Source organism: Kitasatospora sp. NPDC088783 (genome assembly GCF_044750705.1).
Lineage (GTDB): Bacteria > Actinomycetota > Actinomycetes > Streptomycetales > Streptomycetaceae > Kitasatospora > Kitasatospora fiedleri.
This window is the reverse complement of record NZ_JBIVKJ010000002.1, coordinates 292941-314870: the sequence shown is the minus strand read 5'-3', so window position 1 is coordinate 314870 and position 21930 is coordinate 292941. Positions and strand designations below refer to the sequence as shown.

Genomic DNA, 21930 nt, shown 5'->3' with positions numbered 1-21930 from the left:
TCGCGGGTGCGTCATCCGGCGCGGACCGCCTCGATGACGAAGCCGCTGCGCGGGCGGGCGATCATCCGGCCGAGCCGGATGGAGAGGTCCTGGGCGGGCAGCACGTACTCCAGCCGGGCCAGCCGCACCGAGAGGTCCTCCAGCAGTTCGACCACCACCGCCTCGCCGGGGCAGCGGTGGCCGCGCGCCGGGTCGCCGCCGCCCTGCGGGACGGACTGGCCGACGTCCGCGGGGTGGTCCAGGAACCGCTCGGGGCGGAAGGCGTACGGGTCGCCCCACAGGGCCGGGTCGTGGTTCTGCCCGTACAGGTCGAGCAGCACCAGGGTGCCCTCGGCGATCGGTTCGCCCCGGTGGGTCAGGTCGGCGGCGGCCAGGCCGCCGACGAACGGGGCGAACGGGTAGAACCGGCGGACCTCCTGGGCGAACGCCCAGGCCCGGGCCGGGTCCCCGCCGGCGAGTGCCGCGCGGTTCTCCGGCCGCAGGTGCATGGCGTGGGCGGCGAACGCGACGAACCAGCAGACCGCGACGGTCGGGCGGACCAGGTTGAGCACCTCGACGGCCGCCACCCGCGGCGCCAGCGGTTCGCCATCCGCGTCCCGGTGCAGCGCCACCCGCTCCAGCGGGCAGCCGGCCGGGACGCGGGCGGTGCCGTCGCGCACGTCCGTGACGATCCCGGCGATCCAGGCCTCCCGGCGGCGGCGGGCCAGCCGGGCGCGCCAGTGCCGCGGGCCGGGGGTGGCGAAGCCGTCGACCATCGCGACCAGGTCGGCGGCGAACGCGTCGGCGCCGTCCTCGGGCAGCGGCAGGCCGGCCCACCGGCGGACGCCCTCGGTGAGGACCCGGGCGACCTCGTCCAGCAGCACCACCCGGGGCCGCTCGGCCCACTCCCCCACCGCGGTGTCCCAGGCCGCGCCGACCTCGTCGACCAGCGCGCGGACCTGCGCGGGGTCGGCCAGCAGCGAGAGGAACAGCGCCTTGCGCAGCCGGTGCACCTGGCCGTCCAGCGAGTGCACGGCGCCGTGCCCGAAGAGCGTGCTCCTGACCGGCTCGGGCAGCGCGCCCGCGCGCCGGACGTGCCGTTCGTCGTAGAAGAAGCGGACGGCCTCCGGTCCGTGCAGGACGACCGCGGGCCGCCCGGCCAGCCGGGCCCGGACCACCGGCCCGGGGTGGCGGCGGCGCAGGTCGGGGAGCCACGCGTAGCCGCGGGTCAGCAGTGAGAGGGAACTGTCCCACCAGGGGGCGCGTCGTCGGTCCATGGCCGTCGGCTGCCCCTGCCGGGGGATCGGAAACCGGCCGGGCCCCGAACGGCCGACCTGCCGGACCGGGCGGTCCGGCAGGTCGGTCCGGGCGGTCGGCCGGGACGGTCGGGACGGTCGGTCCGGGTGTTCAGTCCGGGCGGTCGGCGAGCAGGTAGTCCGCGGTGCCGGTGAGGCGCAGCAGGCGCTCCAGGTGGGCGGGCCGGTGGTCGAGCAGCAGGCGGCGGCCGGCGGCGTCGACGTCCCGGCGGATCTGGAGCAGCGCGGACAGCCCCATGGAGTCGCACAGCGACATGCCGCCGCAGTCCAGCCGGACCACGTCGACCCGGGGGCGGGCGGCCAGGTGACCGGCGACCGCCCGGACGAGTTCCCCGCAGCTCTCGTGGTCGAGTTCGCCGTCCACCGGGACGGTGGCCGTGCGGGTCGCGCCCGCGGCGGGCCGGGGCGGGGGGACGGGGTGGGCGTTCACGCGGGGGTCCCCGGGGTCGGCAGCGGGCTCGGGTCGGTGGGCGCGGACGGCCGGGCGGCCGTCAGCGCGGCCGTCAGGACGGCGACGCTGCGCGGCAGGTCGCGCAGCTGCTCGCGCAGGACGCCGAGCGCGAAGGCCAGCAGGGTGTCCGGGACGGCGCGGGCCAGCAGGATCTCCCTGGTCCAGCCGGTGAACGCGGTGAAGAGTCCCGGGTCGCCGGTGTAGAGGGCGACGGCCAGGTGCTCGACGATGTGGGACAGGTCCTCCAGGGTGTGGTCGCGCTGGAGCGGGGTGTAGGAGCGGACGGCGGGGTGCTCCCGCTCCAGGGCGGCCATCACGGCGCCCACCAGTTCGCGCGCGCTGCGGCCGACCAGGGTGTACTCCTGGTCGGCGAGGTGCGGGAGGGCGTCGACGGGCTGGTGCGGGGAGGCCGGCAGCGGCAGTCCGCGGGCCAGCCGCTCGGCGGCGGTCCGGGCGTCCGGGGCCCAGGCGTCGGCGCCCAGCAGCCGGGCGTGCCGGCCGTCGGGGCCGAACGCCGCGCCGCCCGCGATGACCGGCACCCCGGCGGCCTGGGCGGCCGTGATCGCGGTGTGCGCGGCGGGCAGCCGGGTGGACAGCGAGGCGGACAGCGCCAGCGCGTCGGGGGCGGTGCGGTGCAGGTGCGCGATCAGGTGCGGGGTGGGGCACTGGGCGCCCAGGTGGTCGACCCGCCAGCCGCGCAGCATCAGCACCTCGGCCAGCAGCCGGGCGGGGAAGGCGTGCCACTCGCCGTCGACGCAGGCCACCGCGATCCGGCCGGGCCGCCGCGGGCCGGCGGCGGCGGCGAACGCCGGGTGGCCGGAGACCAGGGCCACCACCCGGTCGTTGACGGCGGTCGCGGCGTGCTCCTGGATCACCGTGATCCGGTCGGCCGCCCACTCCCGCCCGATCCGGGCCTGGAGCGCGCCGATCACGTCGAGCAGCAGCGACTCCGGGTGCAGCCCCCGCTCCAGGGCGCCGGTCGCGAGCGCGGCGGCCCCGGCCTGGTCGCCGCCGAGGACGACCTCCCACAGCTCCTCGACCAGCTCCTCGGGCCGGGGGGCCGCGGCGCGGGGACGGGCGGGGGCCGGGGGCCGGCCGTGGGTGAGCGTGCCGGTCGGCGTGTCGGTGCTCATGCGTCGTCCCCCCGGCGTGCGCCGACCACGGGCAGGTGGCCGGGCGGGGGCGCGGCGATGACCATCACCGCCATGTCGTCGTGCCGGCCCTCCCGGAGCCACTGGGCGGTGAGCATCTGGACCCGTTCCACGATCGCCTCCGCGGGCATGCCCGCGCACTGTCCGAGCGCCTGGCGCAGCCGGTGGTCGCCGAACTGCTCCTGGCCGGTGGGCCCGCCCTTGGCCTCGGTGATCCCGTCGCTGTACAGGACGCACGCCTCGCCGGGGTCGAGCAGCACGGTGTCGGTGTGGGTGGTGGTCTCCGGCAGGACGCCGACGATGCTACCCAGGGTGGTGGACTCGGTGACCCGGCCGTCGGCCCGGACCACCATCGGCGCGGGGTGCCCGGCGGCCGACAGCCGGACCCGGACCCGGTCCTGCTCGCGGCGCACCGAGGCCAGCACCAGGCTGGCGAAGCGGGTGTGGTGGGAGGTGAGCAGCGCCCGGTTGAGCAGGTGCAGGACCCGCTGGTGGTCGTCGGCCAGCGGCAGCAGCGCGTGCAGCGTGTTGCGCACCTTGCCGGTCATGACGGCGGCCTCCAGGCCCTTGCCGCTGACGTCGCCGAGCAGGGCGAGCGTCTCGCCGTCGGGGTCGGCCGCGGGGTGGACGTCGTAGAAGTCGCCGCCGATCCGGTCCCGGTCGACCGAGGCCCGGTAGCCGCCGGCGAAGTCCACCCCGTTGAGGTGTTCGAGCCGCGGCGGGAGCAGTTCGCGCATCAGCAGGTCGGTGACGGCGGCCTGCTCGGAGTACATGACGGCGGCAGAGACGGCGGCCCCGGCCCGGGCGGCGAACATCCGGGCGAAGACCTCCTCGTCGACGGGGAACGGGCCGCCGCCCGCCGCCCGCAGCAGCACCAGCGCCCCCGCCGGGACGCCGTGCCCGGGCAGCGGGGTGACCAGCACCGAGCCCACCCGGCCGAAACCGGCGGGCACCAGCCAGCGCGGCGTGGCGTCCGGGTCGATCCACCGCGAGGGCACCGGCGGGAACCCCTGGAGCGCCTCGGCCAGCCCGGGGATCTCGGCCGGGTCGGCCCGCACCTGGACGTGCGCCGGGTCGCCGCCGCGCAGGCAGGTCACGAAGCGCAGCGTCCGGCCGGAGCTGGGGGCGACCACCACGGCGGCGTCGGCGAGGTGCAGCGCGGCCTGGCGGACCGCCGTCTCCAGGATCCGGTCGACGTTCAGCGAGGACAGCAGCAGTCCGGACAGCCGGGTCAGCAGTTCCCAGTCGTGGGAGCCGCCGGCGGCGGTCCGCGGGAGCAGGGCCGGTCCGCCCTCCGGGACGACGAACCACCACACCGCGCTGCCGTCCGGGCGGGGCGAGGGGTGCGCCTCGACCGGTCCGGCGACCGGGTCGGTGTGCCGGACGGCCGCCGGGCGGGTGCCGTCGGCGGGCAGGTCCAGGTGGGCCCGGCGCAGCCAGGGCGGCACCGCGTCGGCCGGGGCGCCGTCGGCCGGGTCGCTGTCCGCCGGAGCGCCGTCCGCCGGGGCGGCCAGCAGGCGGCGGGCGCTGTCGCTGGCGTGCAGCAGTGCGCCGTCCGGTCCGAGCACCGCCACCGGGTAGGGGGAGCCGGCGAGGAACTCCCAGCCGGTGGTCGCCGCGGGAGAAGTCGGAAATGCCATCGTCCGGGCCCTGACGGACCCTCACCTCGCATTCGGTTTCCGTCGGCCCCCGGAGCCGGGTGGGGCCCGCTGCGGCCGACGGGTTTGGCGCGTCCTGCCGGGGTCCTGCGAGCGGATCCGGCGGGCCGCACCCGAACCGCCATGCTACTGCGGCCCGGTGGGGGCCCGGTCGGACGGAGCGGCCGTCACCCACCGGACCGGGGGCCACTACCATGCCGACATGACCGATCACACCCACGGTGCCACCGGGGCGGACCCGGCGGACGTCGAGACGGTGCGGGCGCGGGGCGAACTGGACTGGGAGGACGCCCAGGAGTTCGTCCGGCGGTTGACGACCGCGCTCGAACGCTCGCCCCGGCTGCTGGTGGTCGACCTCGCCGAGGTCACCTTCGCCGACTCCTCGGTGCTGCACGGCCTGCTGATCGCCCACGGTCGGATGGCGGACGCCGGCGGGCGGCTGGTGCTGGCCGGGCCGCTGCGGGAACCGGTCCGCCGGCTGCTCGACCTGGCCGCCGCCACCGGGTACCTGCACCTCGCGGCGGACGCCGAGACGGCGGTGCGAAGTGCGTCCGGGACGAGCGTCACCCGTTCGCCGCGCACTCCACCGGTGTGATCAACGCATCGTCCGGGCAGCCGGATCACTGAAGCACCGTTCCCGTCCCGTTCGATTCGAGGTCACCCGATGTCCCGTGCCGAGACCGACCCGACACGGCGGCACCCCCCGACCATCCACCGCCCCCGCCCCGGCCCCCGCCTCCCGGTGCGCACCGCGGCCGAGGCCCGGGCCGCCGTCACCGAAGCGCTCGCCCGGTACTGCGCGACCGGGGACCGCCTGCACGGCGACGCCTGTCTCGCCGTCACCGAGCTGGTCACCAACGCGATCCGGCACGCGGGCGGGGTGACCGGGTTCGCCGTCCGGACCGGCGGCGGCGGCCGCACCCTGACGATCGACGTCGAGGACGCCGCCGACGCCCGCCCGCACGGCGACGCCGCCAACCTCCAGGACCCCACCCGCCTGGGCGGCCGGGGCTGGCCCCTGGTCCAACTGATCTCCACCGACTGGGAGATCCACCCGCTGCCCGGCGGCGGCAAGCTCATCCGCGTCACCCTGAGCGCCTGACGGGCTGCGGCCGGGGCCGGGCGGATTTCCCCCGAACGAGTGACCGGCCGAGCCGCCGACCCGGCACTTGGCACCCCGCGCCCCGCGTCCCACGTCCCACGTCCCGCGTCCGGACAGGCCGAAGCCGCCCGGCGCGGCGCGGCCGACAGGGCGGTGGCGGTGACCGGGGGCGGTGACCGGTGGTGGCGTCAGGCCAGCAGCCGGGCCAGCCCGAGGTCGAGGTCGAGGTGGTCGGACTCGGTGCCGGGGGGCACCTCGGCGAAGGTGTCGACGAGGAAGGCCGCGACCGTGTCGGCGGGGATGCTGATCACCGCCCGTTCGCCCCGGGCGCCCAGCGTGATCAGCACCCGGCCGTCCATGCCGGGGGCGATCCGGACGTCGCCCTCGCCGCTCGGGGCGCGGCGGCCCTCGGCGAGCAGTTCGCGGCCGAACCACCAGACGACGTCCTCGTCGCCGGGGCGGTGCGGCGGGAAGGCCAGCCCGACGCCGTAGGGCAGCGCGGGGTCGAAGCGCAGTTGGCCGGTGACCGGGACGTGGGGGTAGGGGCTCTCCGGGAGGGTGACGGAGATCGGCCTGGACACGGCGGCGGACATGCGGGTCCCCATTCCTGTTCGTGCTGGTGTGCCGGTGGCGTGCCTGCGGGAGCGACCCGGTCCCGGGTAGGGGCCGAGCGGCCGGGGCGACGCCAGCGCGGGTACCCCGGGCGGGGCGGTCCACGCGAACGATGCGAAACCGTTACCGCGGCGCGGGCGGGTTTCCGTTCCGCCGGGCCGGGCAGCCGAAGGGGCGGTCGGCGTCCGCCGACCGCCCCTGACGTGGAGAGGACCCGACGATGGACATCGCCACCGGCAGCCCGCTGGACGGGCACGACCGCGACACGGTCGGGGAGGCACTGCAGGGCGCCCTGGTCGACCTCGTGGACCTGTCCCTGGTCGGCAAGCAGGCGCACTGGAACCTGTACGGCCCCCGTTTCCGCTCCGTCCACCTGCACCTCGACGAGGTGGTGACGACCGCCCGCGACTTCGCCGACCAGGTGGCGGAGCGGGCGGCGGCGATCGGCGTCAGCCCGGACGGGCGGGCCGCGACCGTCGCGGCCGGCGGCCTGCCCGGGGTGCCCCCCGGCTGGCAGGTCGACACCGAGGTGGTGGAGCAGTTGCTGGGGGCGCTCTCGGCGGTGGTCGCCCGGATGCGCGAGCGGATCGCGAAGACCGGCGAGGCCGACCCCGTCACGCAGGACCTGCTGATCACGGTGACCGCTGCGCTGGAGAAGCACGCCTGGATGTTCCGGGCCGAGCACGTGCACCGGCCCTGAAAAAGCCCGAACCGGCCCGACCGGCCCCGTACCGGCTCCGACCTGCGGCGCGGCCCGTTCCGGTACCCTCCGGGGGCCGGGCGCGGCGGTCGCGGAAAAAAATTTCTCGGCCTCCCCTGCATACCTCGCGGTGGCCGGGGCATACGGCGCGCGGTGACCCGGCCGACCGGCCGGGCTTGCCGCGTGCCGTCGTACGGCGGCCGGGGTCCCCGATCAACGGGGGCCTTGATGAGCGAGGAGAACGCCTGATGGCGGTGGAGCATGCGTCCGAACGGCTCGTCGAGCTGCTGACCCGGGACGATGCGGTGCAGGAGCAGTGGGTGTCGGCCGTGGCCGCGTCCCTGGGCGGCCGGATCAGCCGGGCCGAGCTGGAGCGCGAACTGACCGACCTCTACCAGGCCCTGGTCCAGGCCCTGGGCAAGAGCGGCCTGGACTGGCAGGACGAGGCGTACTCGGAGGTGCGCGCCCTGCTGGTGGAGCTCTCCCGCAGCCGGGCCCGGTACGGTTTCACGCCTACCGAGACGGCCGTCACCGTCTTCGCCGGCAAGGACGTGCTGGAGCCCAGCACGGCCAGCACCGCCGAGGACATCACGGCCTACCTGCAGCTGACCCGGCTGCTCGACGCGCTCGGCCTGTTCACCATCGAGGCGTACGCCCGCACCCGGGAGGAGATCATCAGCGCGCAGGCCGAGCAGCTGCTCGAACTGTCCACGCCGGTGGTCAAGCTGTGGGAGAACGTGGTCGCGGTGCCGCTGGTCGGCACCCTGGACTCGGCCCGCACCCAGGTGGTGATGGAGAAGCTGCTGCAGAGCCTGGTGGACTCCGGGTCCGAGCACGCGATCATCGACATCACCGGCGTGCCCGCGGTGGACACCGAGGTCGCCCAGCACCTGCTGAAGACCGTGGTCGCCGCCCGGCTGATGGGCGCCGAGTGCACCATCTCCGGCATCCGCCCGCAGATCGCCCAGACCCTGGTCGCGCTCGGCGTGCAGTTCGGCGACATCGTCACCAAGGCCACCCTGCAGGACGCGCTGCGCCACGTCCTGCAGCTCAGCGGCGCTCAGGCCCCCTCGGGCGGCGCCCGGTGAGCGAGCGCGTCCCCGTCCTGAAGATCGGCCAGGTCCTGCTGGTCTCCATCCAGGTCGACCTGGAGGACCAGATCGTCCTGGACCTGCAGGACGACCTGGCCGAGCGGATCGTCGCCACCGGCGCGAACGGTGTCGTCATCGACATCACCGCGCTGGAGATCGTCGACTCCTTCGTCGGCCGGATGCTCGCCAACACCGCCGCCATCTCGCGCATGCTGGACGCCGAGACGGTGGTGGTCGGCATGCGCCCGGCGGTGGCGATCACCCTGGTCGAGCTGGGGCTCTCGCTGGGCGGGGTGCGCACCGCGCTCACCCTGGAGAAGGGTCTGGCCCTGCTGGAACGCGACCGTACCGCGCGTACGGGCCGCCCATGACCGGCCCCAGGGTGGTGGAGGACGAGCAGGCCGTACCGATCGGGTCCAACGACGACGTGGTCCGGGCCCGGCAGACCGTCCGGACGTACGCCCAGCAGTGCGGGCTGTCGCTGGTCGACCAGACCAAGCTGGTCACCGCCGCCAGCGAGCTGGCCCGCAACACCCTGGTCTACGGCGGCGGGGGCTCGATGCGCTGCGCCGCCGTGCGCAGCGGTGCCCGGGTGGGCGTGCACGCCGTGTTCGAGGACAGCGGCCCCGGCATCCCCGACCTGGACCTCGCGCTGACCGACGGCTGGACGTCCGGCGGCGGCCTGGGCCTGGGCCTGAGCGGGGCGCGCCGGCTGGTCGACGAGTTCGAGCTGCACAGCGAGCCCGGTTCCGGGACGAGGGTCTCGGTGACCAAGTGGGCCCGGTGACGCCCGCCCTGGCCGTGTGCGAGGACACCGTGTGGTTCCGGCACTCGGACTCGCTGCCCGCCGCCGCCCGCGGCGCGGCCCGGCAGCTCGCCCACCGGATCGGGCTGCTGCCCGAGCGGGTCGGCGAGGTGGCGCTCGCCGTCAGCGAGGCCGCCACCAACCTCCGCCGGCACGCCGTGGACGGGGCGATGGTGCTGCGCGTGGTGCGCACCGACACCGAGGCGGCGCTGGAGTTCCTCACCATGGACAGCGGGCCCGGGATGGCGGACGTGCCCGCGGCGCTGGCCGACGGCTACTCCTCCGGTCCGACCCTGGGCATCGGCCTGGGCGCGATCTCCCGGCTCGCCGACGCCTTCGACCTGCACTCGCTGCCCGGCCGCGGGACGGTGATGACCGCCCGGTTCTGGAACCGCACCCCGGCGGGCCGGGCCGCCGCGGCGGGCGAGCCGGTCGCCGCCGGGCTGACCCGGCCGATGAGCGGGCAGGAGCTGTGCGGGGACGCCTGGGCGGTGCGCGCGGTCGGCGCGGGCCCGTCGGCGGTCCCGGCCGCGCCGGCGGCGGCCGAGCCGCCGGGAGCCGCCGCGGCGGCCCGGCTGGACTGGTCGGTGCTGACCAACCGGGCGCCGCGCACCCACCTCGCCGCCACCCCGGAACGGGCCGGCGACACCGGCGCGTTCCTGCTGATGTTCTGCGACGGCCTGGGCCACGGCCCGCTGGCCGCCCGGGCCGCCTCGGACGCCGTCGCGGCCTTCCACCGCGGTTCCGCGCACCGGCCCGAGCAGGTGCTGGCCGACCTGCACCGGGTGCTGCGCAGCGGGCGCGGCGGGGCGGTCGCGGTCGCCCTGGTCGAGCCCGCCGAGGCCCGGGTGACGCTCTGCGGGGCGGGCAACGTCAGCGCCTTCGTCGTGGACCCCGCCACCGGGAACCGCCGTTCGCTGCCCTCCGCCCCCGGCATCGTCGGGCACCAGCTGCCCGCGCCGCACACCGTCCGGCAGGACCTGCCGCCCGGCAGCGCGGTGGTGCTGCACTCGGACGGCCTGACCGACCGCTGGAAGGCCGCCGACGTCCCCGGGATCTTCTCCCACCTGCCCGTCACCGCCGCGGCCCTGCTGCTGCGCGAGGCGGGGGTGCGCCGGGACGACGCGGGCGTGGTGGTCGCGAAGGGCGCCTGGTGAGCGCGCGCCCCGGCCCCTCCACCGAGCACGCGGTGGAGGTTCCGTCCGTACACCTGGAGAGCACGCCCGTGGGTACCGTGCAGGACACCTTCGCGCTGCGCCGCAGCGCCCGCGCCGTCGCCGACCTGCTCGGCGCGGACGGCCAGGACGCCGTCCGGCTGGCCACCGCGCTGAGCGAACTCGGCCGCGGCCTGCTCGGCGCCGACCGGCTGGCCGCTGCGTTCGACCTCCAGCCGGGGCCACCGGCCGTCCTGCGGGTCACCCTGACCTGGCAGGGCGGGCACCGGCTGCCCGAGGAGGCGCTGGAGGCGTCCGGCCGGCTGCTGCCCACCCACCAGGAGCACACCGGGGACGGCGGCCTGGTCCGGGTCGAGCAGCGGCTCGGTCCCGTCCCCGGGCCCGTCCCGGAGCTGGCCGGCCGGATCCGCGACCTGCTCGCCGCGCACACCGGCCCCAGCGCCCTGGAGGATTCCCGGGCGCAGACCCGCGACCTGATCGCCGCGCTGGAGCACACCCGGGCCCAGCGCGAGGAACTGCGCCGCCTGAACAGCGAGTTGGAGGAGACCAACCGGGGCGTCCTGGCGCTGTACTCGGAGCTGTCCGAGGAACTGGAGGAGACCAACCGTGGCGTGGTCGCGCTGTACGCCGAACTCGACGAGAAGTCCCGGCAGCTGCGCGAGGCGAGCGAGGCCAAGAGCCGGTTCTGGGCGAACGTCAGCCACGAGCTGCGCACGCCCGTCAACGCGGTGGTGGGCCTGGCCGAGCTGCTGCGCGCGGACGCCGACGCCCCGGCCGAGGAGCGGGCCCACCAGCTGTCGCTGATCGCCGACTCCGGCCGCACCCTGCTCGCCCTGGTGGACGAGCTGCTGGACGTCGCGAAGGCGGAGTCCGGCACCCTCGACCCGCAGTGGGCGCCGCTGGACCTGCGCGCCGTCCTGGCCCACCTGGACGGCACCCTGCGCGGCCTGGCCCGCCCCGGCGTCGCGCTGCGGATCGGCCCGGCGCCCGCCGGGCCGGGGGCGCTGCTCGGCGACGAGACGATGCTGGTGCGGATCCTGCGCAACCTGCTGTCCAACGCGCTGAAGTTCACCGAGCGCGGGTCGGTGGAGCTGGCCACCCGGGTCGAGGACGGCCCGGACGGCGGCCCGGTCCTGGTGCTGACCGTCACCGACACCGGCATCGGCATCCCGGCCGACCAGCAGGAGCGGGTCTTCGAGGAGTTCTACCAGGTCCGGGGCCCGCACCAGCGCGGCCGCCGGGGCACCGGCCTGGGCCTGCCGTACGCCCGGCGGCTGACCGAGATCCTCGGCGGCACGCTGCGCCTGGACAGCGAGCCGGGCCGGGGCACCGCGATCACCGTCCGGCTGCCCGCGCACCCCGCGCCGCCGGCCGACACCCGGTGGGCCGTGCTGGTCGCGGTCGACGACGACCCGGTGTTCCGGGGCGTGCTGCGCCCGCTGCTGGACGAGATCGCCGACCGGGTGGTGGAGGCGCACGACGGCGCCGCCGCGCTCGCCGCCGTCCGCGACGCCCGGCCGGACGGGATCGTCCTCGACCTGCACCTGGGCGAGGTCGACGGCTACCAGGTGCTCGCCGACCTGCGGGCCGACCCGGGGCTGCGGCAGATCCCGGTGGTCATCCTCACCTCCGCCTCGCTCACCGCCGCCGACCGGGCCCGGCTGGCGCACGCCCGCGCCGTGCTGCCCAAGTCCGGCCTGAGCGCCGCGCGGATCGCCGCCGCCCTGTCCGCCCCCCGCGCCGCCGCGCCGCGGCGACCGCTGCCGCCCGAGGACGGATCGTGACCAGCACCAGCCCCGACGCCGGACCCGCCACCGTCCTGGTGCTCGACGACAACGACACCACCCGGTACATCGTCGGGAGCTGGCTGCGCCGCTCCGGGCACACCGTCGTCGAGGCGGTCGACGGCACCCAGGCCCTCGCCCTGCTGGAGCGCACCCCCACCGCCGAGCTGCCCGAGATCGCCGTGGTGGACATCAGCCTGCCCGACATGACCGGCTTCGAGGTGTGCGAGCGGATCAAGCGGGTGCCGCGCACCTCGGCGCTGCCCGTCGTGCACATCTCCGCCACCGCGATCGAGGCCAGCGACCGCACCCAGGGCCTGCACCGCGGCGCCGACGCCTACCTGACCGAGCCGATCGACTCGGCCGAGCTCCAGGCCACCGTCACCGCCGTGCTGCGCTACACCCGGGCCCGCCGGCGCGCCGAGCGGCTGGCCGCCCGGGTCGCCGCCCTGCACCGCAGCACCCTCGCCCTGTACGGGGCCGCCGACCCGGACGCCCTGGTCACCTCGGCCGTGCTCGGCGCGGTCCGGCTGGGCGCCGCCCGGGCCACCGCGATCGCCCTCGGGCCGGACCGCGACACCCTGCACCTGGCCCACCACGACCCGGCGCTGCCCGAGGACGGCCCGGTGCGGCTGCTGGCGGCCCCGCCCGTCCTGCTCGACGTGCTCGCCCACCACACCCTGGGCGACGCCACCGGCACCGACACGGCCCTGCTGGACGCCGCGGAGTGGGGCGCCGTGCTGGCCGACCACGGCCTGGACGGCGCGGGCCTCCCGGCCGGGCCGGTCGCCCTGGTGGTGGCCCGCACCAAACCCGGCCGGCCGCTGCTCGCCGTGGTCGCCGACCGGGACGCGGTCGCCGACCGGGACGAACGCGGCCTGCTCCCCCAGCTCACCCAGGCCGCCGCGCTCGCCCTGGAGGCCCAGCGCAGCCAGGCCGAGGAGCACGCCCTGGCGCTGACCCTGCAGCGCAGCTTCCTGCCCAGCAGGCTGCCCGCCGTCCCGGGCGTCGAACTCGCCGTCCGGTACGAGCCCGCCTCGGCCCGCAGCGAGATCGGCGGCGACTTCTACGAGGCCATCGACACCCCCGACGGCCTGCTGCTGGCGATCGGCGACGTGGCCGGCCACTCGCTGGAGGCCGCCATGGCGATGGGCGAGCTGCGGCACGCGCTGCGCGCCTACGCCATCGAGGGCCACGACCCGCGGACCCTGCTGCACCGGCTGGACGCGCTGATGACCCGGCTGCGCCCCGGCCTGACCGCGACGGTGTGCCTGGTGCTGATCGCACCCGACCGCCGGCGCATCGAGGTCGCCAACGCCGGCCACCTGCCGCCGCTGCTGCGGCTGCCGGACGGCTCGACCCGCTACCTGACCGAGCACGGCATCCTGCTCGGCCTGAACGTCCCGCAGCCGCCGACCGTCGAGTACGCCGTCGAGCCCGGCAGCACCCTGCTGCTGGTCACCGACGGCCTGATCGAAGTGCCCGGCGAGCACCTCCAGGCCGGTCTGGACGCCCTGCGGGACGCCTTCGCCGACGCGCCGCCGGAGCTGGACCGGGCGGGCGACCTGCTGCTGTCCTCGTTCGCCCGGGCCCAGACCGACGACGTGGCCCTGCTCGTCGCCCGGCTCGACTGACCGCGTCCCCGGCCACCGCCGGGCCGCACCGGCTCCCGCCGGCTCCCACCTGCTCCCCGTCCACCCGGAAGCCCCCTGCACCGTACGGAGCCCCCGTGCCCGAGTACGACCTGACCATCGAGGTCCGCACCCATCCCGTGGGGGCGACCGTCGTCGCGCTCGCGGGCGAGCTCGACTACCACACCGCGCCGCGCCTGCACCGGGCGGTGGAGCGGACCTCCGAGGCACTGCCGCTGGTCCTGGACCTCGCGCTGCTGAGGTTCTGCGACTCGCTCGGCGTGGCCGAGCTGCTGTTCGCGTTCCGCCGCACCCGGGCGGCGGGCACCTCGCTCGCCCTGGTCGGCACCAGCGCCGACGTCGGGCGGCTGCTCACCATGACCGGCGTGGACCGGCTGCTGCCGCACCACGACACGGTCGACGCCGCCGTCGGCGCGCTCCGCCCGGACGGCTGAGCCCCCGCCCCCGGTCACTCCTCGGGCCGCGCCGGTCAGCCCTCGGGGCGGGCCGGGCCGCCCGCGGCCAGCTCCGGCTCCAGCCCCTCGCTGAGCGGCGGCGGGACCGGACGGCCGGTGTCGCGCCGCCAGCCCTCGAACGCCCAGGCGGTGGCGGCCACCAGGGCCACCCCGAGCAGCCAGCCGCCGAGCACGTCACTGACCCAGTGCACCCCGAGCGCGACCCGGGTGAACCCCACCCCCAGCACGCTCAGCCCGGCCGCCGCCCGGGCCGCCCACCGCCACCCCGGGCGCAGCGCCGGGGAGAACACCAGCAGCAGCACCGTGCAGCAGGTCGCCGCGGTCATCGCGTGCCCGGACGGGAACGAGAAGCCGGGCGCGTGCGCGACCGGATCGGGCAGCGACGGGCGGGCCCGGGCCACCGCCGCCTTGACCGCCCAGCCGATCAGTCCGGCGGCGGTCGTGGTGGCGGCGGCCCACACCGCCAGCCGCCAGGCCCGCCGCCACAGCAGCCAGCCGACGGCCGCCGCGACCAGCAGCCGCATCGTCAGCGGGTCCCACACCCCGTTGCTGAGGGCGCGCAGCACCGAGAGCACGGCCGGATGGTCGCGCACGACGGCGTGCAGCCGCTGCGCCGCGCCCGCGTCGAGCCGGTGCAGCGGCCCCCAGTGCGCCTCGATCAGCACCAGCAGCAGCGCGGTCGGCACCGCGGCCACCGCGGACGCGCCGACGGCGGCGAGCAGCCGCTCGCCCAGGCGCAGGTCGGCGTCCCGCAGCTTGCGGTGGAGGAGGGTGGGGCGGCGGATCACTACTGCGTCCTCTCGGGGCCGGGGGGCGGGGCGGGCGACGGGTCGGGGTCGGACACGGGGGCCGACGCGTCGGGGTCGGGTGACGGGTCGGGGTCGGGGGCGGGCGTCGGTTCGGCGGTCCGCGCCTCGGCGGCCAGCGCCTCGGCGGCCAGCGGGTCGGCGGCCAGCGGGTCGGCGGCCAGCGGGTCGGGCAGGACCGGGCCGGGCCGGCCGGTGCGGTCGGCCTCCAGCTGGGCGGCGAAGGAGAGGCCGAGGAACAGCGCGATCGCCGTCAGGTACGCCCACACCAGCAGCGAGAACACCGCGCTGAGCGGGCCGTAGACGGCGTCGAAGGAACCGCTCAGGCGCAGGTAGAGGCTGAGCAGCCAGGTCGCCGCCAGCCAGAGCACCAGGTGGACGCCCGCGCCGAACGCCAGCCAGCTGTAGCCGGGCTGGCGGCGGCGGGGGGCCCGGCGGAAGATCACGGCCGCCGCGGCGAGGGTGAGCACCACCCCGACCGGCCAGCGCAGCAGGGTCCAGGCGGCGGCGGTGCCCGGCCCCAGTCCGAACACCTCGTCCGCGGCGGCGGCGACCTGCGGCCCGGCCACCAGGACCAGGAAGCCGACGCCCAGCGGCAGGCCCGCGCCCGCCGCCATCAGCAGGCTGCGCCCGTACTTGCGGTCGAACGGCCGGTCCCGTTCGATGCCGTAGATCCGGTTCGCCCCGCGTTCGATCTGGGACATCGCGGTCACCAGGTTGGCCACCGCGAACAGCGCGCCGAACCAGAGCGCGACGGTGCCGCCGTCGCGGTGCCGGCTGCGGTCGAGCACCTCGCTGACCAGGCCCGCGCTGGACGCCGGGACCATCCGCTGGATGCTCGCCGCGACCAGCTGTCCCACCGGACCGCCGTGCAGCGAGGAGGCCAGCCCGACCACCGCGATCGCGAACGGCACCAGGGCCAGCACCACCTGGAAGGCCAGCGCCCGGGCGTGGCTGAACCCGTCCGCGTACCGGAACCGCACGAAGGCGTCCCGGGCCAGCGGCCACCAGGACTGCCGGCGCAGGGCCACCACGGCCTCGTCCGCGGAGAGGTGCTCCCGGCCGGGCCTGACCCGGCTCGCCGTGCCCATCAGGCCACTTCCCGCCGGGCGGCGAGGGCGCCCGCCGCGGGGTGGACGGGGGCCGCGAGGGCGGCCGTCCCGGGGGCGGTCTCCGGCGCGGCGGCGGGGACGCGGACCAGCAGGGCGTCCGGCCGGACGGTCAGGGTGAGGGTGCGGCCGTCGCCCACCGGGTCGCCGTCGCACTCGCGGGGCTGGGCGCGCTCGGCGGTGAGGGCGATGCGGCGGCCCCGGAAGTGTTCGAGCGGGGCGGCCGGGCCGGGGCGGTGGGTGCCGGTGAGCAGGGCGTGCACGGCCCGCCCCCAGCCGCTCGGCCCGTGCGGCTGGACCAGGACCAGGTCGAGCAGCCCGTCGTCGGGCTCGGCGTCGGGCAGCAGCCGGACGCCGCCCTGGAGGGAGCCGACGTTGCCGACGACGGCGGCCCGCACCTGGCGGCGCACCGGCTCGGCGTCGTCCACGGCGACGGTCAGGGTGAAGCGCCGGTCGCCCAGGTGCCGGGCGGCGGCGAGCACGTACGCGGGCCAGCCGAGGCGGCGTTTGAGGGTGCGGCCGGTGTCGGCCATCACGGCGGCGTCCAGTCCCATCCCGGCCATGGTCGCGGCGGCCCGGGCGGGCAGGTCGTCGCCCTCGGCCCGCATCAGGTCGATCCGGCGGGTGCGGCCGGCCAGGGCGGCGTCCAGCGCGGCCTCGGGGTCGGTCGGCAGGCCGAGGTTGCGGGCCAGCAGGTTGCCGGTGCCGCAGGGGACGATCGCCAGGGTCGCGCCGGTGCCGGCCAGGACTTCGGCGCAGGCCGTCACGGTGCCGTCGCCGCCGCAGGCCGCCACCAGCCGGGCGCCGTCGGCGAGGGCCCGCCGGGCGGCGGCCCGGCCGCAGTCCTCGGCCTCGCCGGGCAGCAGCAGGGGCGGCCGGTGGCCGTGCGCGGTCAGCACGGCGGAGAGCCGGTGCAGCAGGGCGTCGTCCACCGAGAGCGGGTTGTAGACCAGCGCGACCCGCAGCGGGACGGCGGGGGCCGGGGTGGCGGGAGCGGCCGGGGTCCGGCGGGCGCGGGCGGGCAGCGCGCGGTGCACCACCCACAGGGCGGCCGCGCCGTTGAGCGCGCCGGCCAGCACGTCGGTGGGGTGGTGCATGCCCCGGTAGAGCCGGCTGGCCGCGACCAGGACCGGTACCGCCCAGGCCAGCGCGCACAGCAGGACCCGCCACCGGCCGCGCAGCAGGTGCAGCGCGAGCAGGCCGAGGCCGCCGTACAGCGCGGTGGCCGCCCCGACGTGCCCGGACGGGAAGCTGGAGGTGGGCAGCGCCCCGTCCAGCCGGGCGACGTCCGGCCGGGCCCGGTCCACCACGTGGGCGGCGGTCACGAACAGCGTCGCCTGGAGCGCCACCGCGCCCGCGAGCAGCGCCGCCGGGCGCCACCGGCGCCCGAGCAGCAGCAGGAGCGCGACGACCGCCGTCACCGTCACGATCGCGGGGGTGAAGGCGAGCGCGGACAGCCAGGAGCTGGCCGTGGTCAGCGCGTCGGTGCGGTGCCCGGCCAGCCAGGAGACCAGCCCGTTCTCGCCCGGGTCCCACCAGCCGCCCGGCGGGTGGGTGATCAGCAGCCCGACGGCGACCAGCGCCGTCCCCTGCCCGACCACCGCCGCCAGTACCCCGAGCGGTGCGGCCCGCCCCTGTGTCCTCGTCATGGGACCCGTGTCCCCCGGTCCGCGGTTTTCATCCCCGACCGGTCCGACCAGGCGTCGATCGCCGCGCAGCGGGTAACCGAGCGCCCGCCACAGCCACCGCCCCGGACGGAGGGACCCCATGACCACCGAGACCGCGCCCGAGCCCACCCCGGCACCCGCCGGGCCCGCGCTCGCGGCCGTCCCCGGCCCCTCGCTCACGGCCGTCCCCGCGTCACTACCCTCCGACCGCGGCCAGGTGCTGCGCCGCCGACTGGAAGGGCTGCTGGGCATCGCCGCGACCGAGGGCAACCTGCTGACCCCGCTGCGCAACGGCGACGAGATCTTCCCCGCCATGCTGGAGGCCGTCGACGGCGCGCGGCGCACGGTCGATCTGATGACCTTCGTCTACTGGCGCGGCGACATCGCCCGGACCTTCGCCCGGGCGCTGGCCCGCAAGGCCGCGGAGGGCGTCCGGGTGCGGCTGCTGCTGGACGGGTTCGGCAGCCGGCTGATCGAACCGGACCTGATCGAGCTGATGGAGGGGTGTGGCGTCCGGATCTCCTGGTTCCGGCGTCCGGTGCGGCTGTCGCCCTTCAAGCAGAACCACCGCTGCCACCGCAAGGTCCTGGTGGTGGACGGCCGGACGGCGTTCACCGGCGGCGTCGGGATCGCCGAGGAGTGGTGCGGCGACGCCCGGCACCCGGGCGAGTGGCGCGACACCCACGTCCGGGTGGTCGGGCCCGCCGTGGACGGCATCGCCGCCGCCTTCGCGCAGAACTGGGCCGAGTGCGCCCCCGGCACGCTGTACGACGCGGCGGACCGGTTCGAGGAGCACGAGCAGCCGGGCGACTCGGTGGTCCAGGTGGTGCGGGGTTCGGCCGCGGTCGGCTGGCAGGACCTGCAGACCCTGATGCGGGTGGTGATCTCCTCCGCCGAGCGGCGGCTGCGCCTGGCGACCGCGTACTTCGCGCCCGACGACTACTTCGTCGGCCTGCTCTGCGACGCGGCCCGCCGGGGCGTCGCGGTCGACCTGCTGGTGCCGGGGCGGCACACCGACAAGCGGGTGTGCCAGCTGGCGGGCGAGCGGCACTTCGGCCGGCTGACCGCCGCCGGGGTCACGGTCTGGCGGTACGGGCCGACGATGATGCACGCCAAGGTGCTGACCGTGGACGGGACGGCGGCCGTGGTCGGCTCGGCGAACTTCAACCGGCGCTCGCTCGACCACGACGAGGAGGTGGTGCTGGCCGTGGTGGACCCGGAGTTCACCGCCGGCCTGGACCGGCACTTCGACGAGGACCTGACCCGCAGCGAGGCCGTCGTCCCGGAGCGCTGGCACCGCCGCGGCCCGGCCCGGCGGGCCCTGGAGGCGGCCACCGCCCCGATCCGGCACTTCCTCTGACGCCGAGCCCGCCGACGACGTCCGGAATCACGAACTCCCTTGCGGCGCAACCGGTTTGGAAAAATCCTACCGGGCAAAGCGACGCCCATGAGACGCATCACTTCGGTCATATCCGTCCTGGCCCACGCCGTTGCGGCCGTCCTGGTCATCTGGATCCTGCTGGACCTCTTCAAGGCCAACCAGGGGAACTCCGTCGTCAGTTGGTTCCACGACGCCGCCGACTGGCTGTCGGGCTGGTCCCGCGGCCTGTTCAGCGTGTCGAACCACACCGGTCAGGTCCTGCTCGACTACGGCCTGCCCGCCCTGGTCTACGTCGTCCTCGGCAACCTCGTCACCCGCGCCCGCGCCCTCGACTGAACCGGCCCGCGGCGATCGTCAGAGCAGTAGAGCGCAGGAAGAGCGACGGAGGAGAACGGCAATGGAAGCGAACAAGCCCGAGGGCGGTTCGGTGGACCGGGTGACGACGGTCGCCGGCCGGGTGGGTTTCGTGGCCCGGGGCGTGGTGTACGCCCTGGTCGGGGTGCTGGCCCTGCGGATCGCGTTCGGGTCCGGCGGTGAGGACGCCGACCGGCAGGGGGCCCTGCACCAGGTGGCGATGCAGCCGTTCGGCGAGGTGCTGCTGTGGGCACTGGCCGTCGGCTTCGTCGGGATGGCGCTGTGGCGGGCCTCGACGGCGGTGTTCGGCGAGGCCGGGCAGAAGAAGACCGGCTCCCGGCTGCTGTCGGCGGGCCGGGCCGTCTTCTACGCCTCGGTGGCCTGGGGAACGGCCGCGTACGCGGCGGGCTCCGGCGGCGGGTCCGACAGCGACTCCGCCTCCAAGGACTGGACGGCCACCGCGCTGGCCCAGCCCGGCGGGCGCTGGCTGGTGGGCGCCGTCGGCCTGGGGCTGGCCGCCGTGGGCGCCGCCATCGCCGTGCGCGCCCTGCAGCGGCGCTTCCTGCGCAAGCTCGACACCTCGTCGATGCACCCGCGCACCCGCAGCGCCGTGACCGGCACGGGCCTGTCCGGCAACGTGGCCCGCGGCAGCGTCTACGCCGCCGCCGGGGCCTTCGTGGTGGTGGCGGCCGTCCGCTTCGACGCGGACCGGGCCAAGGGCATGGACGACACCCTGCGCTCCTTCGCCTCCAGTGCGGCGGGCCCGTGGCTGCTCGCCGCGGTGGCCTGCGGCCTGGTCCTGTACGGCGTGTTCTCCTTCGCCTCCGCCCGCTGGCGCCGCTTCTGACCGTCGACCGTCCCGGGCAGGCCACGGGGCCCGGCGGTACGCGTCCTGCGTACCGCCGGGCCCCGTCGTGTGTCGTGCCGGTCGCGGCCGCTCAGGTCGCGACGGTGAGCGGGGGCTCCCAGCTGACGGTGGCGGGGTCGTCGGCGGCGTGGCGGGCGGCCCAGGTGAGCAGGGCGGTGCGGCAGGCGTGGTCGAGGTGGCGCAGGCCGGTCCAGTCGAGTTCGACGGCGCGGCCGACCGGGAGCGATTCCAGGGCGTCCAGCAGGCGCGGCAGGCGCAGGAAGGTGGCGTTTCCGCTGAGCCGCACCTTCAACGGCCCGCCGGCACCGGCGCCGGTGCCGGTGCCGGTCCCGGCGTCGGTCCCGGTCCCGGTCCCGGCGTCGGTTTCGGCTTCGGTGAGGTCGATGTGCAGGTGGGAGGTCTGCCAGGCGCTCCGGGCCACCGCGAGGGCCACGCCGATCAGGACGCCCTCGAAGAGGGTGGTCAGCACGACGGCCCCGGTGGTGACGGCCAGCACCAGCAGCTCGCCGCGCTGGCCGCGCCACAGGGCGGCGGCCGGGCGCAGCGGGATCAGCTTGGCCCCGGCGTGGATCAGCACGCCGCCGAGCACCGCGAGCGGGATCAGCCCCAGGACGGCGGGCAGCAGCGCGGCGAACAGCAGCAGCCACAGCCCGTGCAGGACGCGGGACGCCTTGGTGCGGGCGCCCGCCTGGACGTTGGCGGCGCTGCGGACGATGACCGCGGTCATCGGGAGGGCGCCGAGCAGTCCGCACAGGGTGTTGCCGATGCCCTGGGCGGTGAGTTCGCGGTCGTAGTCGGTGCGCGGCCCGTGGTGCATCCGGTCGACGGCGGCGGCGCTGAACAGGCTCTCGGCGGAGGCGATCAGGGCGAACGCGAGGACGGTGCCGAGCCCGGCCGCGCCCGCGACCGCGGCGAAGCCGTCCGCGGTGGGGAGGGCGACCGCGCCGAGCAGGCCGTCCACCCGGACCCGGGGCACGTCCAGGCCGAACAGCGCGGTGGCCCCGGCGGCCAGGGCCACCGCGGCCAGCGGCGCGGGCACCGCCCGGACGGCGGCGGGCAGCTTCGGCCACACCACCAGCAGGGCGACCGTCGCGGCGCCCATCAGCAGGGCGGTGGTCGCGGCCCGGCCGGTGAACCAGTCGGCGGCCAGCGCGGGCAGGTGGAGGATCTTCCCGCCGCCGCTGCCGGGGGCGGTGCGCCCGGAGACGGCGTAGAGCTGGCCGAGGATCAGGATCAGTCCGATGCCGGCCAGCATGCCGTGCACGACGGACAGCGAGATCGCCCGGAACCAGCGGCCGGTGCGCAGCAGCCCCATGGCGATCTGGAGCAGGCCGGCGGCCAGCACCAGCACGCCGAGCGAGCCGAGGCCGAAGCGCTGGACGGCGTCGAACACGAGGACGGTCAGGCCGGCCGCCGGGCCGCTGACCTGGAGGCTGCTGCCGGGCAGCAGGCCCACCACGAGGCCGCCGACGATGCCGGTGACCAGCCCGCGTTCGGCGGGCGCGCCGGAGGCGACGGCGATGCCGACGCAGAGCGGGACGGCGACCAGGAAGACCACCAGCGAGGCGGGCAGGTCCTGGCGCCAGTGCGCGAGCGCCCCGCGCAGGGCGGCGGCGCGGCCGGGGCCGGACCGGGCGGCGGCGGCGCGGCCGGGCGGCGGGGTGCGGTCGGGGTCGGGGCCGGGCGGCGGGGTGCGGTGCGGAGTGGTGTTCACAGCGCTCGGGCCTCTCCGGTCGGAAGGACGCGGGCGTGGTGGTGCACGGACGGTCGCATCGGGGTTCTCCTTCCGCCCGCCCGGCGTCGGCCGGACGGGG

General features: G+C 76.8%; 21 protein-coding genes and 1 pseudogene. 13 read left to right on the top strand and 9 right to left on the bottom strand.

The window, feature by feature from the left end:
- Nucleotides 1-11: 11 nt before the first annotated feature.
- The 4 genes from ACIP60_RS05835 to ACIP60_RS05820 form a co-directional block, all read right to left on the bottom strand.
- Complete coding sequence (locus tag ACIP60_RS05835) at nt 12-1256, bottom strand: cytochrome P450 (protein ID WP_400680455.1); 1245 nt, start codon at nt 1254-1256, stop codon at nt 12-14.
- Between the two features lie 130 nt (nt 1257-1386).
- Nucleotides 1387-1725 carry an STAS domain-containing protein gene (locus ACIP60_RS05830; protein ID WP_400680453.1) on the bottom strand — a complete coding sequence of 113 codons (339 nt, stop codon included), beginning with the start codon at nt 1723-1725 and terminating at the stop codon, nt 1387-1389.
- On the bottom strand, nt 1722-2879 hold the full coding sequence (locus tag ACIP60_RS05825) for a B12-binding domain-containing protein (RefSeq protein WP_400680450.1): 1158 nt from the start codon (nt 2877-2879) through the stop codon (nt 1722-1724). Before ACIP60_RS05825 ends, ACIP60_RS05830 begins: the two co-directional genes overlap by 4 nt.
- On the bottom strand, nt 2876-4537 hold the full coding sequence (locus tag ACIP60_RS05820; RefSeq protein WP_400680448.1) for a PP2C family protein-serine/threonine phosphatase: 1662 nt from the start codon (nt 4535-4537) through the stop codon (nt 2876-2878). The genes ACIP60_RS05825 and ACIP60_RS05820 overlap by 4 nt, the downstream gene beginning before the upstream one ends.
- A gap of 220 nt (nt 4538-4757) precedes the next feature.
- On the opposite strand from ACIP60_RS05820, the gene ACIP60_RS05815 reads away from it, so the two are divergent.
- On the top strand, nt 4758-5150 hold the full coding sequence (locus tag ACIP60_RS05815; protein ID WP_400680445.1) for an STAS domain-containing protein: 393 nt from the start codon (nt 4758-4760) through the stop codon (nt 5148-5150).
- 69 nt (nt 5151-5219) lie between these two features.
- A complete protein-coding gene (locus ACIP60_RS05810) occupies nt 5220-5657 on the top strand; it encodes an ATP-binding protein (RefSeq protein WP_400680442.1) in 438 nt (145 codons plus the stop codon).
- A gap of 188 nt (nt 5658-5845) precedes the next feature.
- Here ACIP60_RS05810 and ACIP60_RS05805 read toward each other — a convergent pair whose 3' ends face one another.
- A complete protein-coding gene (locus ACIP60_RS05805; RefSeq protein ID WP_400680440.1) occupies nt 5846-6250 on the bottom strand; it encodes an SsgA family sporulation/cell division regulator in 405 nt (134 codons plus the stop codon).
- A 239-nt stretch (nt 6251-6489) separates the two neighbouring features.
- Here ACIP60_RS05805 and ACIP60_RS05800 point away from each other — a divergent pair, with 239 nt between their 5' ends.
- The 8 genes from ACIP60_RS05800 to ACIP60_RS05765 all read left to right on the top strand — a co-directional run bounded on the left by ACIP60_RS05800 (nt 6490) and on the right by ACIP60_RS05765 (nt 13910).
- Nucleotides 6490-6969 (top strand): Dps family protein, encoded by a 480-nt coding sequence (locus ACIP60_RS05800; protein ID WP_400680437.1) that lies wholly within the window; start codon nt 6490-6492, stop codon nt 6967-6969.
- A 248-nt stretch (nt 6970-7217) separates the two neighbouring features.
- Nucleotides 7218-8057 (top strand): STAS domain-containing protein, encoded by an 840-nt coding sequence (locus tag ACIP60_RS05795; protein WP_400680435.1) that lies wholly within the window; start codon nt 7218-7220, stop codon nt 8055-8057.
- Nucleotides 8054-8431, top strand: a complete 378-nt coding sequence (locus ACIP60_RS05790; protein WP_400680433.1) for an STAS domain-containing protein — start codon at nt 8054-8056, stop codon at nt 8429-8431. The genes ACIP60_RS05795 and ACIP60_RS05790 overlap by 4 nt, the downstream gene beginning before the upstream one ends.
- Nucleotides 8428-8847: an anti-sigma regulatory factor gene (locus ACIP60_RS05785; protein ID WP_400680431.1), complete on the top strand. Its 420-nt coding sequence runs from the start codon at nt 8428-8430 to the stop codon at nt 8845-8847. Before ACIP60_RS05790 ends, ACIP60_RS05785 begins: the two co-directional genes overlap by 4 nt.
- Complete coding sequence (locus tag ACIP60_RS05780) at nt 8835-10022, top strand: ATP-binding protein (RefSeq protein ID WP_400680429.1); 1188 nt, start codon at nt 8835-8837, stop codon at nt 10020-10022. Before ACIP60_RS05785 ends, ACIP60_RS05780 begins: the two co-directional genes overlap by 13 nt.
- On the top strand, nt 10019-11824 hold the full coding sequence (locus tag ACIP60_RS05775) for an ATP-binding protein (protein WP_400680427.1): 1806 nt from the start codon (nt 10019-10021) through the stop codon (nt 11822-11824). The genes ACIP60_RS05780 and ACIP60_RS05775 overlap by 4 nt, the downstream gene beginning before the upstream one ends.
- Nucleotides 11821-13458 carry a SpoIIE family protein phosphatase gene (locus ACIP60_RS05770; protein WP_400680425.1) on the top strand — a complete coding sequence of 546 codons (1638 nt, stop codon included), beginning with the start codon at nt 11821-11823 and terminating at the stop codon, nt 13456-13458. The genes ACIP60_RS05775 and ACIP60_RS05770 overlap by 4 nt, the downstream gene beginning before the upstream one ends.
- 95 nt (nt 13459-13553) lie before the next feature.
- The gene (locus ACIP60_RS05765) at nt 13554-13910 is read left to right on the top strand and encodes an anti-sigma factor antagonist (RefSeq protein WP_400680423.1); all 357 of its coding nucleotides are present in this window, start codon (nt 13554-13556) and stop codon (nt 13908-13910) included.
- Nucleotides 13911-13945: 35 nt separating this feature from the next.
- Here the strand turns inward: ACIP60_RS05765 and ACIP60_RS05760 are convergent, their stop codons facing one another.
- The 3 genes and pseudogenes from ACIP60_RS05760 to ACIP60_RS05750 all read right to left on the bottom strand — a co-directional run bounded on the left by ACIP60_RS05760 (nt 13946) and on the right by ACIP60_RS05750 (nt 17495).
- Entirely contained in the window at nt 13946-14719 is a 774-nt protein-coding gene (locus ACIP60_RS05760) for a phosphatase PAP2 family protein (protein ID WP_400680421.1), read from the bottom strand.
- 176 nt (nt 14720-14895) lie between these two features.
- Nucleotides 14896-15828 (bottom strand): annotated as a pseudogene (locus ACIP60_RS05755) (YihY/virulence factor BrkB family protein); the annotation flags it as partial.
- Nucleotides 15828-17495, bottom strand: a complete 1668-nt coding sequence (locus ACIP60_RS05750) for a diacylglycerol kinase family protein (protein WP_400680418.1) — start codon at nt 17493-17495, stop codon at nt 15828-15830. The pseudogene ACIP60_RS05755 and the gene ACIP60_RS05750, both read right to left, overlap by 1 nt.
- 118 nt (nt 17496-17613) lie before the next feature.
- Here ACIP60_RS05750 and ACIP60_RS05745 point away from each other — a divergent pair, with 118 nt between their 5' ends.
- From ACIP60_RS05745 to ACIP60_RS05735, 3 genes are all read left to right on the top strand, one after another.
- The gene (locus tag ACIP60_RS05745) at nt 17614-18873 is read left to right on the top strand and encodes a phosphatidylserine/phosphatidylglycerophosphate/cardiolipin synthase family protein (RefSeq protein WP_400680415.1); all 1260 of its coding nucleotides are present in this window, start codon (nt 17614-17616) and stop codon (nt 18871-18873) included.
- 87 nt (nt 18874-18960) lie between these two features.
- On the top strand, nt 18961-19230 hold the full coding sequence (locus ACIP60_RS05740; RefSeq protein WP_100834777.1) for a hypothetical protein: 270 nt from the start codon (nt 18961-18963) through the stop codon (nt 19228-19230).
- Between the two features lie 61 nt (nt 19231-19291).
- Nucleotides 19292-20095: a DUF1206 domain-containing protein gene (locus ACIP60_RS05735; protein ID WP_400680414.1), complete on the top strand. Its 804-nt coding sequence runs from the start codon at nt 19292-19294 to the stop codon at nt 20093-20095.
- A 91-nt stretch (nt 20096-20186) separates the two neighbouring features.
- Here the strand turns inward: ACIP60_RS05735 and ACIP60_RS05730 are convergent, their stop codons facing one another.
- Nucleotides 20187-21722: a SulP family inorganic anion transporter gene (locus ACIP60_RS05730; RefSeq protein WP_400681537.1), complete on the bottom strand. Its 1536-nt coding sequence runs from the start codon at nt 21720-21722 to the stop codon at nt 20187-20189.
- Between the last annotated feature and the right edge of the window lie 208 nt (nt 21723-21930).